At 51.2% G+C, this 18,394-nt stretch carries 15 protein-coding genes; 10 read left to right on the top strand and 5 right to left on the bottom strand.

The annotated features are described in order from the left end of the window. Positions 1-15 precede the first annotated feature (15 nt). The 5 genes from DSM2777_RS16260 to DSM2777_RS16240 all read right to left on the bottom strand — a co-directional run bounded on the left by DSM2777_RS16260 (position 16) and on the right by DSM2777_RS16240 (position 6,102). Complete coding sequence (locus DSM2777_RS16260) at positions 16-1,059, bottom strand: oxidoreductase (protein WP_061554549.1); 1,044 nt, start codon at positions 1,057-1,059, stop codon at positions 16-18. A gap of 296 nt (positions 1,060-1,355) precedes the next feature. Continuing rightward, entirely contained in the window at positions 1,356-2,297 is a 942-nt protein-coding gene (araC, locus tag DSM2777_RS16255; RefSeq protein ID WP_046460071.1) for an arabinose operon transcriptional regulator AraC, read from the bottom strand. 175 nt (positions 2,298-2,472) lie between these two features. After that, entirely contained in the window at positions 2,473-3,468 is a 996-nt protein-coding gene (gene araH, locus DSM2777_RS16250) for an L-arabinose ABC transporter permease AraH (RefSeq protein ID WP_061554548.1), read from the bottom strand. Positions 3,469-3,487: 19 nt separating this feature from the next. Further along, positions 3,488-5,008, bottom strand: a complete 1,521-nt coding sequence (gene araG / locus DSM2777_RS16245; protein WP_046460073.1) for an L-arabinose ABC transporter ATP-binding protein AraG — start codon at positions 5,006-5,008, stop codon at positions 3,488-3,490. Between the two features lie 113 nt (positions 5,009-5,121). Then, positions 5,122-6,102, bottom strand: coding sequence for an arabinose ABC transporter substrate-binding protein (locus tag DSM2777_RS16240; protein ID WP_025801034.1), 981 nt, complete (start codon positions 6,100-6,102; stop codon positions 5,122-5,124). Positions 6,103-6,499: 397 nt separating this feature from the next. Between DSM2777_RS16240 and DSM2777_RS16235 the strand changes: the two genes are divergently transcribed. The 10 genes from DSM2777_RS16235 to rsxD all read left to right on the top strand — a co-directional run bounded on the left by DSM2777_RS16235 (position 6,500) and on the right by rsxD (position 18,392). Then, entirely contained in the window at positions 6,500-8,176 is a 1,677-nt protein-coding gene (locus tag DSM2777_RS16235) for a ribulokinase (RefSeq protein ID WP_061554547.1), read from the top strand. 26 nt (positions 8,177-8,202) lie between these two features. Continuing rightward, positions 8,203-9,705: an L-arabinose isomerase gene (araA, locus tag DSM2777_RS16230; protein ID WP_061554546.1), complete on the top strand. Its 1,503-nt coding sequence runs from the start codon at positions 8,203-8,205 to the stop codon at positions 9,703-9,705. Between the two features lie 351 nt (positions 9,706-10,056). Further along, entirely contained in the window at positions 10,057-10,272 is a 216-nt protein-coding gene (gene ydgT, locus DSM2777_RS16225; protein WP_046460076.1) for a transcription modulator YdgT, read from the top strand. Positions 10,273-10,523: 251 nt separating this feature from the next. After that, a complete protein-coding gene (gene yedA, locus DSM2777_RS16220; RefSeq protein ID WP_061554545.1) occupies positions 10,524-11,411 on the top strand; it encodes a drug/metabolite exporter YedA in 888 nt (295 codons plus the stop codon). A gap of 153 nt (positions 11,412-11,564) precedes the next feature. Beyond that, complete coding sequence (locus DSM2777_RS16215) at positions 11,565-13,292, top strand: formate--tetrahydrofolate ligase (RefSeq protein WP_061554544.1); 1,728 nt, start codon at positions 11,565-11,567, stop codon at positions 13,290-13,292. A 186-nt stretch (positions 13,293-13,478) separates the two neighbouring features. After that, positions 13,479-13,910, top strand: coding sequence for a DUF2569 domain-containing protein (locus DSM2777_RS16210; protein ID WP_040044911.1), 432 nt, complete (start codon positions 13,479-13,481; stop codon positions 13,908-13,910). A gap of 153 nt (positions 13,911-14,063) precedes the next feature. After that, entirely contained in the window at positions 14,064-14,645 is a 582-nt protein-coding gene (gene rsxA, locus DSM2777_RS16205; protein WP_025801041.1) for an electron transport complex subunit RsxA, read from the top strand. After that, positions 14,645-15,238 carry an electron transport complex subunit RsxB gene (gene rsxB / locus DSM2777_RS16200; RefSeq protein WP_046449298.1) on the top strand — a complete coding sequence of 198 codons (594 nt, stop codon included), beginning with the start codon at positions 14,645-14,647 and terminating at the stop codon, positions 15,236-15,238. Before rsxA ends, rsxB begins: the two co-directional genes overlap by 1 nt. Further along, positions 15,231-17,339: an electron transport complex subunit RsxC gene (gene rsxC, locus DSM2777_RS16195; protein ID WP_061554543.1), complete on the top strand. Its 2,109-nt coding sequence runs from the start codon at positions 15,231-15,233 to the stop codon at positions 17,337-17,339. The genes rsxB and rsxC overlap by 8 nt, the downstream gene beginning before the upstream one ends. Beyond that, positions 17,340-18,392, top strand: coding sequence for an electron transport complex subunit RsxD (rsxD, locus tag DSM2777_RS16190; RefSeq protein ID WP_061554542.1), 1,053 nt, complete (start codon positions 17,340-17,342; stop codon positions 18,390-18,392). Positions 18,393-18,394 lie beyond the last annotated feature (2 nt).

Raw genomic sequence — 18,394 nt, 5'->3', positions numbered from 1 at the left:
GACAACGACATCATGTTAAGCGGGTAACGGTAATGCTCTTTGTTGAAGCGACGACTCTTGCCCCAATTCCAGCAGCTCCATTACGGTTATCGCCTCGCAAGCCGGTACGGGATTATCACCGTCACCGTTAATCGCATCACGAATACCGGCATAATACGCCGGATAGTTGCCCGGAATAGTCAGCAACGACTGCTCGGCCATAATGTCGTCTTGTACCAGCGTTAACACACCATCACGCATGTCATAACCCCAATCCGCCTGCGGTGGACGCTCACCGGCCTTCAAGCGATCCTCTTGCGGATCTAATCCATGTTTGATGTAGCTGCCTTTCGTGCCATGAACCACATAACGCGGCGTTTCAGCGGCCGTAACCATGCTCCCGTGCAAAATGACGCGCTTATCGGAGTAATACAAAATGGCGTGGAAATAGTCTGTGGTCTGCGAGTTTGGCCGCATCGCTGCCAGATCCGCCAACAAGCTTTGAGGTTTGCCAAACAGCTGTAAGGCTTGATCGAGCAAGTGTGAGCCAAGATCAAACCAGATCCCGCTGCCTGCGCCCACTTTCTCGCGCCAGCGGTCACGGACCTCCAGACGAAAACGATCGTAATGTGATTCAAACTGCACCACATCACCCAGCGCGCCTTCCGCCAGCAGCGTTTTCACCGTAAGAAAGTCACTGTCCCAACGGCGGTTATGAAACACCGACAGCAGCCGTTTTTGCTGCTTAGCCAGCATGTCTAGCTCACGTGCTTCCTGTAGATTGACCGTGAAAGGCTTATCCACCACCACATGTTTACCCGCCAGCAGCGCCTGCTTTGCGAGAGGATAATGCGTAATGTTAGGCGTTGGGATAACCACCATATCAATATTGGGATCGGAAAAAAGCTGTCCCGGCTCGCCAACCACCGTCATTCCCGGCCAATCAGCGCGCACTTTTTCAGCATCGCTGCTTGAAACCGCCGCTAGTGTTAAACCCGGCGTGCCAGCAATCAGCGGTGCATGGAACGTTTTACCGGCAAAGCCATAGCCGATCAGCCCAACACGAATTGAATCCGCCATACAAAACCTCGCTGCCCTAGCAATCAAAAGAGTAAGAGATGACATTAGATCATCTTTTCAACTTATACATTGTTATCGAAATATTAAGATAGTGCTATTTGATAGCCTGTTTTAGGACAAGGAGCAAGGGGACGCAGTGCGATCTTGCTTAGGCGGATACTTATTAGACAACAACTCCGCTATGCGAGCACCGCAACTACGGCACTCGCATAGCGGAATAAAATCAGAATGTTGGTGAGCAAAAAACAGCAGAAGTTTATGATCGGAAAAACAAAAAAAGTGACACCGTCACTTACCTACACTCTCAGTAACGTACTCTGCCTTTCGCTCTGGCGGCGCTCTCCCGCGCTCATCGATGAGGAATCATTAACTTCATGATTGCGGCGGCGATAATCGCTCGGGCTAACGCCAACGCGCTTACGGAATACGCGTGAAAAATAGAGCTGATCGTCGTAGCCCACCACGCGGCCAATGGTCGCAATGGGTTCTTGAGTGGTTTGCAGCAGGAGCTTGGCGCGGATAACCCGCTGATCTTCACGCCAGCGCAGAATATTCACCCCAACCTGTTCACGGAAAAGATGCGCAAGGCGCGACGGAGATAAGCACACGTGTTTAGCAACGTCTTCAATGCGCAGCTCATCGGCCAAATTGCCGGTAATAAACTGGCAGGCTTCAATAATGCGTGCATCCATAATGCGCTGAGGTGCCTGCGGATCTTCTTCCATCGCACGCAGCAGCAACCGCTCAAGCAAATTCATTGCCAGCTCTTCAGCAAAGCGACGGCCCGATTTGTGTGTTTGCTCAATATTGGCAAACAAACGATCAAATTCCAGTAACGTATTCTCAGGCAATACCATGTGCCCTACGCCATTAACTTGGCTATGCCATTCCAACCAATCGGCCCAATAAGCACGTGGACGAAAATAAACCCACCGGTGATACCAACAATCGCTTTCTGATGAGCGTCCATAAAAGTGGCTGGCTTTCGGTGGAAATAACAGCAACTCTCCCGGTTTGCTGTATAAGGTTTCTTCTCCCTCTTTGCCGCTAAAAATGCGGCCTTCACCTTTGATCGTCAAATTGAGGATATAGCCTTTCATGCCCTCAGGGCGATCAATAAAGAAGTCTAATGGTCCATCGGCAATAATCGGTGTTAATCCTGCGACCAAATAAGCGTTAAAACTGTATCCCGGCAATAAGGGGTTTGGTTGTGGGTCCTGCGTTAAACGTTGATACATCGTCCCTCCCATCCTTTAGTAAACCACCAGCCCAGTTTACAGAGCAGCGAAAACGCTGCTCATAATTGCTGTAAAAATGTGAAGCAGATAAATAATTATCTATAATTTAAACTTAACAATCAGGACTCATCCTATTTAAGCTCACGTTTAAGCCGTAAATTTTTCCCCTTTAGGACTAAGCCAGACTTTTCTTGGATAGCTGTTTGTAACGGTCAAAAATTACCGCAGCCAGCAAAATAACTCCGCGCACCACGTACTGAGAGAATGGTGAAATATTCAGCAAATTCATCGCATTTTCCACCGTACCCAAAATCAACACGCCCGCGATGACATAAGATATTTTGCCAATCCCACCTTTAAGCGATACGCCCCCCAGCACGCAGGCCGAGATCACAATCAGCTCGTAACCAATGGACGTCATTGGCTGGCCGCTGGTCATACGCGAAGCCAAAATGATCCCTGCCGCCGCCGATACCAACCCCGACAACACGAAGATAATAATTTTGGTACGCACCACCGGAACCCCCGCTAGACGAGCGGCCTCTTCGTTACCGCCAATTGCTAAGGTATTTCGCCCAAAAGTGGTTCTATTCAGCAAGAAACCGAACAGAATAAAACAGATAACGGTGATCCAAATCGGAGCCGGTAGTCCTAGCCAGTTGGCATAGCCCAATTCGAAAAAGCGTTCGTCTTCGATACCCACCGCTTTACCATCTGAAATAATGTAGGCTAAGCCGCGCACAATCTGCATCGTGGCTAGCGTAGTGATCAGCGCGTTGATTTTTAAACGCGCAATAACAAAACCGTTAACCAAGCCACATAGCGCGCCCAGCAATAAACCTGCAAAAATACCGATCCACAGGCTTTCAGTCATGTTGATGACGACGGCCGTCGTGACCCCCGCACAGGCAATAACCGAGGCAACCGACAGGTCAAAGTCACCCGACGCTAAGCAAAACAGCATCCCACAGGCCACCATTCCCGACATGGAGATAGCCAGCCCAAGTCCTTTCATATTGATAAATGAGCCAAAATTAGGCACAAAAATCAAACAGGCAATAAATAGCGCGGCAAACACCACTAACATGCCATAACTATCCCAAATGCGACTGAGGTGAAGCCCCTTTTTTCCTGCTTTAACCGTCGCCGGCGTAGACGTGACACTCGACATAATTCTGCTCCTAGATTTTTCAGGCCGCATGAGAGGAAGTGGATATACCGGGCATGGCGAGCGCCAGCGCTTTGGCTTCGCTGGCGTTTTCACGCAGTAATTCGCCAGAAATCGCGCCCTCACGCATGACAACAATGCGATCGGCAAGGCCAAGGACCTCCGGCAAATCACTCGACGCAAACAGCACGGCAATACCCTGCTCGGCCAGCTGATAGATCACCTGATAGATTTCGTGTTTAGCGCCCACGTCGATGCCGCGCGTTGGCTCATCCAATAAAATGACTTTCATGTCTTCCGACAACCAACGTCCCAAAATGGCTTTCTGCTGGTTACCACCGGAGAGATTCATAATCAGCTGTTCTGGACTGGGGGTTTTGATGTTTAGCGCACTGATACGTTGATCCGCATTATTCACTTCCCACTGCTGATTAATCAGGCAGCCTGCGGTTAACGTATTGCGTCGTGCGCTGATGTTAATATTCTCGCGCACCGAGTGAACGGGAATAATCCCGTCGGCTTTGCGATCTTCAGGGCAGAGCATCATGCCTTGGCGTATTGAATCTATCGGGCTGCGCACCTGCATATCACGCCCGTCCAACAGCACTTTTCCCTGCGTGATTTTGGTGCCGCCAAACAGTGCTTTCATCAGTTCGCTACGACCTGCCCCCACCAAGCCAAAGAGCCCAACAATTTCGCCTTGTTTCACCTGCAACGAAACAGGTTGCTTAACGCCCGGCGCCAACACCTCTTCAACATCTAAGCGAACCGCCCCATGTTCACGTGGCTGATAGCCATAGACATCACCCAAATCACGTCCCACCATGGCCTGCACGAGCGACTCATGATTGACCTGCTGCATGTCGTCAAACGTTTTTACATATTTACCGTCTTTAAACACCGTAATGGCATCGCTCAATGCGAAAATCTCTTCCATACGATGCGACACATAAATAATCACGCGCCCTTCTGCCCGAAGTTCGCGGATCACACGAAACAGCTGTTCTATTTCCCGCGACGACAGCGAGCTGGTGGGCTCATCAAAAGCAATCACTTTGGCATTGCGTGCCAGCGCCTTAGCGATTTCAACCATCTGCCACTGGCCGATGGAGAGATATTTCAGCGGCGTTTGCGGATCAATATCCAACCCTAAATGTTCAAGCTGCAAACGGCTTTCATAATTCAGCAGTGAATTATTCACGAAGCCTTTTTTAGCCGGTAACTGGCCCAGATAAATATTTTCAGCCACCGTCATTTCAGGCACTAAATGCAGCTCTTGATAAATAATGGCCACGCCAGCATCCAGCGCATCGGTGGTTTTATTGAACTGAACCGACTCGCCTTTAAGCACAATTTCACCCTGCGTCGGCGTATAGCTGCCGCTGAGAATCTTCAGTAACGTCGATTTCCCCGCGCCGTTTTCGCCCATCAGGGCATGGATCTGGCCGGCTTGGCAGCTAAAACTGATGTCATCCAGCGCCTTCACCCCAGGAAATGTTTTCCCGATATGACGGAATTCCAAATAGGGTACGTTGGAGGTCATAAACCCTCTCCTTGCCAGCCTGCGACCAAAGCAACAGGCGGCTAAAGTCATGAATTGATAGGATCTCGTCCTCGAAGTACGAGATCCGTTTCACTTTAAAATGAAGACTGCCGCTATAACCCTTTCTTTTTCAGCTCTTCTTTGAAGTTATCACGCGTGATCAGCACCACGTCGGTCACCGCCGTGAACTTGGCTGGCTCGACATCTTTTGTCACCCAATCATTCAGCATCTGTATGCTCTTGTAGCCATGGATATCGGGGCTTGGTAACAGAGAACCGTAGAAGCCCGTTGGGTTGGCTTTAGAAAGTTCGCTAACCGCATCCACGCCGTTGATACCAATACCGATCACGTTATCGGCTTTAAATCCTTGGCCTTCCGTTGCGCGCACGCCGCCAAGAACGGTGTTGTCATTCATGCCAACGATCAGCCAGTTTTTGACTTTCGGATACTGAACTAACATGGAGTTGGCCGCGTCAAACGCGCCGGGAATATCATTCGACTTGGTCGGCACCTTATAGATTTGTTTTTCAGGGAAGCCCGCCGCTTTTAATGCATCCATTGAGCCTGTGGTACGGCGACGTGCGGTATCCAGTTCATCGGCGGTAATTGCCATCACTCCAGTTTCATCGACTTTCCAGCCGCGCTTGTTCATCTCTTTCCACAGCTCTTGCCCTTGGCGCGCGCCAATTTCACTGGCCGCCATCATCACCAATGGCACATTTTCCATCGGCTTGCCTTTGGCATTCACAAACTGATCGTCGACCGCGATGACTTTTAAATCGTAGCTACGCGCCTTAGCGATAATCGCAGGGCCTAACTTGGGATCGGGAGTACAAATGACAAAGCCTTTGGCACCGCTAGCGGCGAGGCTATCAATCGCGTTTAACGTTTTCTCTCCGTCAGGAACGGCAATTTTAATCACGTCGAATCCCAAATCCTTTCCGGCTTTATCGGCAAATGCCCATTCCGTTTGGAACCAAGGTTCTTCCGGTTGCTTAACCAAGAAACCGAGTTTCATATTCTCGGCCATAGCGGATTGTGACATAACGGCAGCCAGTCCAATGGCAGCCAAAGCCTTAGTGAATTTATGCATATTTCTAACTCTCCAATTTCGTCATTCTTATGTAGCAGATTTGTCATACAGACCATGCTGTTTAACGACGCAAAGCTAGGTGTACGAATTTAGGGGGTTTAGCGCAGCAGATACCAAACATATTGATATCACGCTGCAATGTAAGGTCGTTGTGTAGGACGGGCTAAGTTGTAGCGGCTAATTAAAGAACAAATAGAGAGCAAAATCACACCAGAAAAATACAGCCATTTTGTGCATATATTTAGCAATTCAATAACAATCAAAACTTTTGACGCGAGTCACATAAAAGCAAGTCGTAGCTGAAAAATACATACATGTAGCTAAGCCATCCTCACACTAAAGGGGGCCTATTTTCTATGTTGGTTAGCAGTGAAATCTATATAACAGGAGATAGGGAATGCGCGTGAACCCCATTGCAATCGGGCTGGATTTTGGTAGTGACTCGGTGCGTTCGCTCGCCGTGGATTGTGTGACCGGTCAGGAGTTAGATACCGAAGTCGTCTACTATCCGCGCTGGAAACAAGGACTGTTTTGCGATGCGCCCGCCAACCAATTTCGCCACCATCCGCTCGACTATATTGAATCGCTCGAAAAAGCGATCAAAGCCGTGGTAGCAAGAATGAGTGCGGAACAACGCGCTGCGGTGGTCGGGATCGGCGTCGATTCCACCGGCTCAACGCCAGCGCCGATTAATGATGACGGCGATGTGCTCGCGTTACTGCCAGAATTTGCCAATAACCCCAACGCGATGTTTGTGTTGTGGAAAGACCATACCGCCATCGAAGAAGCCGAAGAAATCAACCAACTATGCCGCAGCGGCGCGTTTCCTGACTACACGCGCTATATCGGCGGCGTCTACTCGTCTGAGTGGTTTTGGGCGAAAATTTTGCATATCAGTCGTCAAGATAGCGCAGTACGCCAGTCCGCAGCCTCTTGGATTGAACTCTGTGACTGGATACCCGCGCTATTGTGTGGAAAACAACAGCCGCATCAGTTAAAACGCGGACGTTGCAGCACCGGACACAAAGCCCTTTGGCATCCATCATGGGGCGGTGTTGCGCCACGCGAATTCCTCGAAGCGCTCGATCCTTGTCTAGGCGAAAAACTGCAACAACCTCTGTTTAGCGAAACCTACACCGCCGATCTTCCAGTGGGAAAATTAAGCGATGAATGGGCGCAGCGTTTAGGCCTCTCTATCGACGTTGTTCTCTCCGGCGGCGCATTTGACTGCCATATGGGCGCAGTTGGTGCGGGCGCGCAGCCGTATACGTTGGTGAAAGTAATTGGCACATCTACCTGCGACATTCTGATTGCCGAACAACAGTTAATCGGCGATCGCACCATTGCCGGTATTTGTGGACAGGTAGATGGCAGCGTGATCCCAGGCTATGTCGGGTTAGAGGCGGGTCAGTCGGCGTTTGGCGATATGTATGCTTGGTTCAGCCGTTTGTTAACTTGGCCGCTGCAACAGGTCGCCAAACAGCATCCAGAATTGGAACCACAGCTAGCAAACACCATAAAAAACTTGTTGCCGACGCTCACCGAAGAGTGGGCCAAAGCACCACATCTTGATCACCTGCCCGTCGTTTTAGACTGGTTCAACGGCCGCCGCACGCCTTTTGCCAATCAGCGTCTGAAAGGCGTGATCGCCGATCTTAATTTAGGAACCGATGCACCAGCGCTATTCGGCGGATTTATTGCCGCGACGGCCTTCGGCGCACGCGCCATTATGGAATGCTTTGAACATCAGGGCGTGCCGGTGGAAAACGTCCTAACACTCGGCGGGATCGCACGTAAATCACCGGTGATCATGCAGGTGTGCTGCGATGTGATGAATCGCCCGGTACAAATCGTTGCCTCCGATCAGTGCTGCGCATTAGGCGCCGCGATCTTTGCCGCCGTTGCCGCAGGTACCTATCCCAATATTGCCACCGCCCAGCAGAACATGGCCAGCCAAGTTGAACGCACATTACAGCCTAACCCCGAACGCGTGGCGCGTTTCCAACAGCTTTATGAACGTTATCAGCAGTGGTGTCAGAGCGCTGAGCCCTGCTACGCCGCCGTCAAACATTAATTCCATTTAGAATTTACGGAGTCATCATGCAACAGTTCCAACAAAACGAAGTTTGGTTCGTTATCGGTAGCCAGCATTTATACGGCCAGCGTACCCTGCAACAAGTTAAAGAACAGGCTGAAAAAGTCGTCGCCCATCTGAATCAATCGGGCTTGCCGGTCAAACTGGTGCAAAAACCGTTAGCCACCACGCCGGATGAAATTACCGCATTGTGCCGCGATGCGAACTATCAGGATAACTGCCTTGGCCTGCTGGTTTGGCTGCACACGTTTTCGCCAGCCAAAATGTGGATCAACGGCCTACGCCGCCTAGAAAAACCACTGCTGCAATTCCACACCCAGTTTAATGCCCAAATCCCATGGGACAGCATGGACATGGACTTCATGAATCTTAACCAAACTGCACACGGTGGCCGCGAGTTCGGCTTTATCGGTGCATGCATGCGCCAGCAGCACAGCGTGGTTGCCGGACATTGGGAAGATCGACAGGCACAAGAAGGTATCGCTCGTTGGATGCGCGTTTGCGCCGCAAAATATGAGAGCCAACATCTGAAAGTGGCGCGTTTTGGCGATAACATGCGTGAAGTGGCGGTGACAGAAGGAAACAAAGTCAGCGCTCAAATTCAATTTGGTTATAGCGTGAACGGCTATGCGCTGGGCGATTTGGAACAGGTGGTCAACGAAGTCAGCCACGGCGATATCAACGAGCTGGTGGAAGAGTATGAAGCCAGCTATATCCTGACCGACGCGGTGAAAAACGGCGGAGCAAAACGCGAAAACCTACTGGAGGCCGCACGCCTTGAGTTAGGCATTGAACGCTTCCTTCAGCAAGGCGGTTTCCATGCCTTCACCACCACATTCGAAAACCTATATGGACTCAAACAACTGCCCGGCTTAGCCTGCCAACGATTGATGCAGAAAGGCTATGGTTTCGGCGCTGAAGGCGATTGGAAAACCGCCGCCCTACTGCGCATTATGAAAGTGATGGCGGCAGGTCTGAAAGGCGGTACGTCCTTCATGGAAGACTACACCTACAATTTCCAGCCAGGAAACGATCTGGTAGTAGGATCGCATATGCTGGAAGTCTGCCCGTCGATAGCCAAAGAGGAAAAACCGTTGCTGGATGTTCAGCATCTCGGCATAGGCGGTAAAGACGACCCGGCTCGCTTGCTCTTTTCCACCCCAGCGGGCGCGGCGCTGAATGCCAGCTTAATTGATTTAGGCGATCGGTTCCGCCTCTTGGTTAACTGCGTCGACACCGTTGAACAACCGCGTGATTTACCCAAGCTGCCTGTCGCTCGCGCGATCTGGAAAGCCCAACCATCATTAGCCACCGCTGCTGAAGCATGGATTTTGGCCGGCGGCGCGCATCATACGGTGTTTACCCAAGCGCTAGACGTCGAATATCTGCGTTTATATGCGGAAATGCACAATATCGAGTTCTTACTCATTGATAATGCCACCACGCTGCCTGCATTTAAAAATGAGATCCGCTGGAATGAAATGTATTACATGCTGAACCGCAAGTAGCCTATCACCCAATATAAAATGACAGCACAGTGGTTATAACTGTCGCTGTCATTTTTTTATCTTCTAACGTAACTAAAGTGCTGCACAAGCAACAATCGCAAATATAAAAACAGCTCTTGTCGAATGGAATGCTTCATTCTGTTTGAAAGTATTTCACCACATTTAATTAGCAGTCAATTATCTGGGCGCTGTCGCCGTCGATATATTGGACAGAAGATCATCATGTTACTTTTTAAAATATACCCTTTTTTTGATTATGTAACACATATCACTAATATTGTACTAGACAGATAGTTTTCACTACATATACTGGCAACTCTTCTGTAATCCTTCCTGTTGATGAACATATAAATGAACGTAAATGATTATCTGCTCAAGTTCCGCAGAGTTAGCACGCTGGAAAGCTTAGAAAAACTCTTTGATCATCTTAATTACTCCCTCGTCGAGGATGAGGAAATTATTAATATGTATCGCGCTGCCGATCATCGTCGTGCGGAATTAGCCAGCGGCGGCCGCTTATATGATGTGGGCTGCGTCCCTAAAGAAATTTGGCGTTACGTTCAATAAAAATTGTTAACCGCATTATATTGCCAGAGATCATCGGCTATTCATTTGGATGCGGTTTCACCTTAAAATCTGCTGCTTAAATGAGCATGTTTTTTTGTTATCTTTCGGCAATAAACCCGATTGCCGCAGCCTTATAGCTAATTCCCTTTAAATTCATTTTATTAATAAGCAAAAAGCATGAGAAAAGAGTACTTACTCCGCCCATTTTAGCGTTTACTGGCTGCTTATTTTTGCCAAGGAAAATGCCTACTATGCGCTCTCGTGCTGCCACCTTTCTCCCGCTTATTGGCTCATTATTTGCCCTGTATATTATTTGGGGTTCAACCTACTTTGTTATTCGTCTTGGCGTGGAAAGTTGGCCGCCGTTGATGATGGCGGGCGTGCGTTTTCTCTGCGCAGGTCTGGTGATGCTCACGTTTCTACGTCTGCGCGGGCATAAAATGCCGAGCGGTCGTCCGCTATTAAACGCGGCAATCATCGGTATTTTGCTGCTTGCCGCCGGTAACGGCGCGGTGACCGTGGCCGAACATCAGGATGTTCCCTCGGGAATTGCTGCTGTTATGGTTGCCACCGTTCCCCTTTTCACCCTGTGCTTTAGCCGAATGTACGGAATGCCGACTCGTTGGCTAGAATGGCTCGGCATCGCGATCGGTCTGTGTGGCATTATTTTACTCAACAGCGGCGGACATTTAAGCGGTAATCCATGGATGGCGCTGCTTATTTTAGCGGGCTCAATGACATGGGCGTTCGGCTCGGTGTGGGGCTCTCGCGTTGAATTACCGGCAGGACTGATGGCCGGTGCGGTTGAAATGCTCACCGCGGGAATCGTGTTACTGATTGCCAGCGCCATCGCCGGTGAACGTATGACGCAGATGCCAAGCCTGCAAGGGATTCTGGCGGTAAGTTATCTGGCGATTTTCGGATCGTTGATCGCGATTAGCGCATATATGTTTTTGATTCGTAACGTTCGCCCCGCCGTTGCCACCAGCTACGCCTATGTGAATCCGGTGGTCGCCGTATTGTTAGGTACCGGCTTAGGCGGTGAAACGCTGTCGTCAACCGAATGGCTGGCGCTGTGCGTCATTATCGTTGCGGTTCTTCTGGTGACACTGGGTAAATATCTACTGCCACAAAATTGATTTCTCGCAGAGTAAACGTTTGCGTAGTATGAAATATTACGCGCGAAAAATAAGTGTCGGGCGGTATTCTCCATTGAGTGTACTGCCCGATAGCCTATAATCGTCGCCATTAACCTGTTTGCCTTTACCTGTTTTTGCAAGGATCACGACCCCATGACGTCCCTCTCCGAACAGATGCATGCTCCTCAGTTAAAACCCATCGCCCAGATCGCTGAACAACTGGGGATCCCAACGCCCCATTTAATCCCCTATGGCCATTACGCAGCAAAAATAGATATCAAGGCAATTAAACCTGAGCAAGGTACTGGCCAGCTCGTGTTGGTTTCCAGCATTACGCCAACGCCGCTCGGTGAAGGTAAAACCGTCACCACCATCGGTTTAAGCCAAGGGTTAAACTTTATTGGTAAAAAAGCACTGGCCTGTATTCGTCAGCCGAGCCTTGGACCTGTATTCGGGGTTAAAGGCGGCGCGGCCGGTGGCGGCGTAGCGCAAGTTCTGCCCATGGAGCAGCTTAATCTGCATCTCACCGGCGATATTCATGCCATCACCGCGGCACATAATTTGGCAGCGGCAGCGCTGGATGCTCGTTTGTTCCATGAACAACGCTTGGGCGATAAGTTTAATGAACATACCGGATTAAAACGTCTCGATATCGATCCCGAACATATCCTGTGGAAACGCGTGATCGACCATAACGATCGGGCGCTTCGCAGCATTGATATTGGTGTGGGCGGCAATAATAACGGCGTTCCACGTCACGACGGCTTTGATATCACCGCGGCATCGGAGCTGATGGCGATCTTGGCGCTGTCTGAGAGTTTGGCCGATATGCGCCAGCGCATTGGCCGCATTATTTTAGCCTATACGTTACAGGGTCACGCCATTACCACCGAAGATCTGGAAGTGGCGGGCGCAATGACCGTGTTAATGAAAGAGGCCATTCACCCAACCCTGATGCAAACCAGCGAAAACACGCCGGTGCTCATCCATGCAGGCCCGTTTGCTAATATCGCCCATGGCAACTCTTCGGTGCTTGCCGATCGTCTCGCTCTACAACTGGCCGATTATGTGGTCACCGAAGCGGGCTTTGGTTCCGATATGGGCATGGAGAAATTCTTTAATATCAAGTGTCGCCAGTCGGGGATTAAACCTTCTTGCGTTGTTTTAGTCGCTACGCTGCGCAGTTTAAAAGCCAACAGCGGTAAGTTTAATATGAAACCGGGACAGTCTTTGCCGGAAGAAGTTAAGCACGCCAACCTGCCGTTACTGACCGAAGGCGCGAGCAATTTGGCGTGGCATATTAGCAACGCGTCCCGTTATGGATTGCCGGTGGTCGTAGCTCTCAATCACTTCCCAGAAGACAGCGCGGAAGAGCTCGACTTCATTCGCCAATTCGCGATGGAACACGGCGCTTTCGGCGTTGAAATCAGCGATGCGTTCTCTGCGGGCGGCAAAGGCACGGCTCAGCTCGCTGAATGTGTGACCGCGGCCTGCCGCACCGGCGGCGATGTGTCATTGCTTTATCCTGATGACATGTCTCTGGCGGATAAATTACAGACGCTGGCAAAAAATGGCTACGGCGCGTTACGGGCTGAACTCACCCCAGCGGCGCAGGCCACCTTGCAGCAGCTTGAGCTGGCGGGATTTGGTCATCTACCGCTGTGCATGGCAAAAACGCCGCTCTCAATCAGTGCCGATCCGGCCCTGAAAAACGTGCCGCGTGATTTCGTGCTGCCTGTCACCGATCTGAAAGTGTCGGCGGGTGCCGGTTTTATTCGCGTGTATGCCGGTAATATTATGACCATGCCGGGGCTGAGTACCTTACCCGCCTACCGCCATATTGATATCGATAATGATGGAAATATCGTCGGGCTGAATTAAAGGAATAACGAAGTTACGCCGTAACATCGAATAAATTATCGTCATTTCGTGCATGCCGTGACCCGTTGACGGCTCGGCAGCACGATATCGATGATAGCGTTTCAATTAGCCTGTATGATGCGTAACGCTGAAATTTGGATTTAACGTGACGGCTATGCTGAAGGCATGTCGAAAGAAGGTGGCAATATGAAAACAAAACGGATTGGTGGCTGGCTCGTTGCGCCGCTGGCTTACATGATTGTCTCCTTGCTGTCGTCAAGTCTGATGTTGATTATCTTTTTGATGACGATCATACAGCCCGCTAGTCGCAGTCAGTTGCTTTCGCATAGCCCCACTTTCTCCAGCCAGTGGATGCTATCGTTTGCGATTACCGTGATCATCTGGGCCTTCACGCTGTTTAATCTTTATCTTTTTGGCAAACGCTCTCGCCGCTTCCCTAAGTTTTTCATTTTATGGCTGCTGGTGATGGTGCTTTTAGCGTTGAAATCCTTTGCGTTTTCTCCGGTTACCGACGCTGCGGCGGTACGTAACATGGTGATGCCGCTGTTGGCTGCCGCTATTTTTGTTCCTTATATCAAGCGCTCAAGCCGCGTGCGAGACACGTTTATTGAGCCGTAACAGGCTGTTTTTATCGGCGTTCAGTACTCCCTCATTCGAGTTAATTCGCAATAAATCGAATAACCTTGTACTTGATCTGTTGTCGTCCGGCGACTAAATCCCGATAATACGGCGGTTTTTCTTCGTCTACTGTTTTCTTGCTAGGTTTAGTTGATGACCGATTATTTGCTGTTACTGGTCGGTACCGTTCTGGTCAATAACTTTGTTTTAGTTAAGTTTCTCGGCTTATGTCCCTTCATGGGCGTATCTAAAAAGCTGGAAACGGCCATTGGTATGGGGCTGGCAACCACCTTTGTACTCACCCTCGCCTCGGTTTGCGCTTGGGCAGTTAACGAATTCATTCTGGTGCCGCTGGCGCTAGGATATTTACGTACCTTAACCTTTATCTTAGTGATCGCCGTTGTGGTGCAGTTCACCGAGTTGGTGGTGCGTAAAACGAGCCCTGCGCTGTATCGACTGCTCGGTATCTTCCTGCCGTTGATTACCACCAACTGCGCCGTACTTGGCGTGGCGCTGCTTAACGTCAATCAGTCGCATAACTTTATGCAGTCCGCTGTTTATGGTTTTAGCGCCGCCGCAGGCTTCTCGCTGGTGATGGTTCTGTTTGCCGCAATTCGTGAACGCTTAGCCGTGGCTGACGTTCCCGCACCGTTCCGCGGTTCTTCTATTGCACTGATTACCGCCGGACTGATGTCCCTTGCGTTTATGGGCTTTACCGGGTTGGTGAAATTCTAATGTCGTCGTTGTGGATTGCTATTTGTGCCGTCGGCGCTATCGCGCTGGTTTCTGGTATCGTGCTCGGCTTTGCCGCGCGTCGTTTTAAAGTTGATGCTGACCCTATCGTTGAACAGATCGACGCCATTCTACCGCAAAGCCAATGTGGCCAATGCGGCTACCCAGGCTGTCGCCCTTACGCCGAAGCCGTTTCTGGCGGTAGCGAAAAAATTAACCGATGTGCCCCTGGCGGCGAGCAGGTGATGTTGAAGATCGCCGAACTGCTGGCGGTAGACCCTCAGCCTTTAGACGGCGAAGCCGCCCAGTCGGAGCCGGTACGTCAGGTGGCGCTTATTGATGAAGAGAACTGCATTGGCTGTACGAAATGCATTCAAGCCTGCCCCGTTGATGCCATCGTGGGCGCAACGCGCGCTATGCATACGGTGGTTAGCGATCTGTGCACCGGTTGTAATCTGTGCGTCGCACCATGCCCAACCGACTGCATCACGTTAGTGCCTGTGCCGACCACCACGGCAAACTGGAAATGGGATCTAAACACCATTCCAGTCAGAACAATTTCCGTAAATGAACGCGAAGTGGAACACCATGTTTAATTTGTTTGCAGCGCTGAAAAAAGACAAGTTGTGGGACTTCAAAGGCGGCATTCATCCGCCTGAAATGAAGCACCCGTCCAGCCACGTTCCGCTGCGCCACGTTTCGCTGCCGCCAATGTTGATTATTCCCGTTCAGCAACATATCGGGCCGGAAGGTGAACTGTTAGTCAAGGTCGGCCAGCACGTCATGAAAGGTCAGCCGCTCACACGCGGCACGGGCCGCATGCTGCCGGTTCACGCTTCCACTTCAGGTGTGATTAGCGCCATCTCGCCTCAGATCACCGCGCACCCGTCGGGCCTGCGCGAAACCTGTGTTACCCTCATTCCCGATAATCAAGACCGCTGGGGAGAGTTGCATCCGGTGGCGGATTACCGCGCAGAGTCACCGTTAGCCCTCACTGAGCTTATCCATCAGGCAGGTATTGCAGGCTTAGGCGGTGCGGGCTTCCCGACCGGGAACAAATTAGAAGGCGGCTACGGCAAAGTTGAAACGCTGATTATCAACGCCGCCGAGTGCGAGCCTTATATCACCGCCGACGATCGTCTGATGCGTGAACATGCCGCTGAAATCATCACCGGCTGTGAAATTTTGCGCCATATTTTGTCACCCCAGCGAACGCTGATTGGTATTGAAGATAACAAGCCGGAAGCCATTGCGGCGCTGAAGCTCGCATTGCAAGGCCACGACGATATCAAACTGCGGGTGATCCCAACTAAATATCCTTCCGGCGGTGCCAAACAGCTCACCAAAATCCTCACAGGGATGGAAGTGCCTTTTGGCAAACACTCCGCGTCTATCGGCGTTTTGATGCAAAACGTTGGAACGGTGTATGCGATCAAGCGCGCCATTATCGACGGTGAGCCGTTGATTGAACGCGTCGTCACGCTCACCGGTGAATTAATGAAAAAACCGGGCAACGTGTGGGCTCGGCTAGGCACGCCGGTTAAACATCTTTTGCAGGCCGGTGAATTTGAAGCTCAGAACCGCTCGCCAATGGTGATTATGGGTGGGCCACTGATGGGCTTTACCCTCGCCTATCTCAATGTGCCGATTGTTAAAATCAGTAACTGCATTTTAGCACCGTCAAAAAATGAGTTTGATGAAGCCAACGAAGAGCAGGCCTGCATTCGCTGTAGCCAATGCGCCGATGCCTGTCCTGCCGGTCTTTTGCCACAGCAGCTTTATTGGTTTAGCCGTGGTCAAGAGCATGAGAAAGCACGCCAGCATCACCTGTTCGACTGCATAGAATGTGGCGCCTGCGCCTACGTTTGCCCAAGCAGCATTCCGCTGGTGCAGTACTATCGCCAAGAGAAGGCAGAAATTAAAGCCGCCGATCAGGAAGCTGCGCGAGCCGCTCAGGCAAAAGAGCGTTTCGAAGCCCGTCAGGCGCGTTTAGAACGTGAAAAAGCCGCTCGAGAACTGCGCCATAAACAGGCTGCGGTAAAAGTGACTGAAAGCGACCAAAGTGCGGTACAGGCCGCAGTGGCACGTGTTAAACAGCGTCAAGAGCAGCAAAACGGTATCAGCTCAATTCATCCGTTTAACAACGATCAGGAAGATAACAGCATTCGCGCAGCGCGTGAGGCACGCAAAGCCTTAGCTCGCGAGCGTAAGCAGGAAAATGTTTCTCAACCTGAATCCGAAGCCGATCCGCGTAAGGCAGCCGTTGCCGCCGCGCTCGCTCGCGTTAAAGCCAAAAAAGCTGCGCAGGCGAATGCCGCTGAAGGTGCTGCAACGACCGATGAGAATATCGTAGTTCCTACTGACGTTGCTGAAGATCCACGCAAAGCCGCCGTTGCGGCCGCTATCGCACGAGCCAAGGCGAAAAAAGCGACGTCGCTAGAGAGTGCCGCATCTTCCGTGGTTCAAACGGAAACGACCGTCGATGTCGATCCGCGTAAAGCCGCGGTGGCCGCGGCGATTGCGCGTGCTAAAGCTAAAAAAGCTGCTCAAGCGCAAGAAACCGATACGGTATCAGCCCCTTCTAACGAAGACGTTGATGCCCCACAAGACCCACGCAAGGCCGCTGTTGCAGCCGCCATTGCCCGTGTAAAAGCGAAACAGGCCGCGCAGAAATCCGCCGCGGTTAACGAGGAATAAATGGCTTTTAGAATCGCCAGCTCACCCTTTACTCATAATCAGCAATCGACCCAGCGCATCATGCTGTGGGTAATTTTTGCCTGTATTCCTGGCATCGCGGCTCAAGCCTATTTCTTTGGCTATGGCAACCTGATCCAGTGTGCGTTGGCCATTGTGACAGCGCTGCTGACCGAGGCGCTGGTTTTACGCCTGCGTCATCGAAACGTAGCCAAAACTTTGGGTGATAACTCCGCCCTGCTGACGGCGTTGCTGTTGGGGATCAGTCTGCCACCGCTCGCACCTTGGTGGATGGTGGTATTAGGCACGGTATTCGCCATCGTGATTGCCAAACAGCTGTACGGTGGTTTGGGGCAAAACCCGTTTAACCCAGCGATGATTGGCTATGTCGTTCTACTGATTTCGTTCCCCGTGCAGATGACCACGTGGCTGCCGCCAGAGAGCCTGATGAGCGCACCGCTGAATGTGAATGATACTCTGCTGCTTATTTTTAGCGGGCATACCGCTGACGGCACGGTTATTCATCAGCTGATTCAAACCGCCGATGGCATCAGCCAAGCCACGCCATTAGACAGCTTTAAAACCAGTCTTCGCTCCGGCCATGACGTGGCAGAAATTCTGCGTCAGCCAATTTATCAGGGTGAATTTGCCGGTTTAGGCTGGCAGTGGGTTAACGCCGGTTTCTTGCTGGGTGGCATCGTGTTACTGCTGCGCGGCGTGATCCACTGGCAGATCCCCATGAGTTTCATTGTGGCCTTAGCGGCATGCTCGGCTCTCGGTGGTTATTTCTCTCCCGAAAGCGCAGTGCCGCCGATGTTAGAACTGTTCTCCGGCGCAACCATGCTGGGCGCATTCTTTATCGCAACCGATCCGGTGACGGCATCTACCACGCCGCGTGGGCGTTTGATTTTCGGTGGTTTGATTGGTGCCTTGGTGTGGATTATCCGCACCTACGGGGGCTATCCAGACGGCGTGGCCTTCGCCGTGCTGCTGGCTAATATCACCGTACCGTTGATCGACCACTACACCAAGCCACGCGCTTACGGACATCGCTAAGG

This window comes from Obesumbacterium proteus (assembly GCF_001586165.1).
Classification (GTDB): Bacteria; Pseudomonadota; Gammaproteobacteria; order Enterobacterales; family Enterobacteriaceae; genus Hafnia; species Hafnia protea.
Note: the sequence above shows the minus strand (reverse complement) of the source record. Positions and strands in the feature narration are given on the sequence as shown.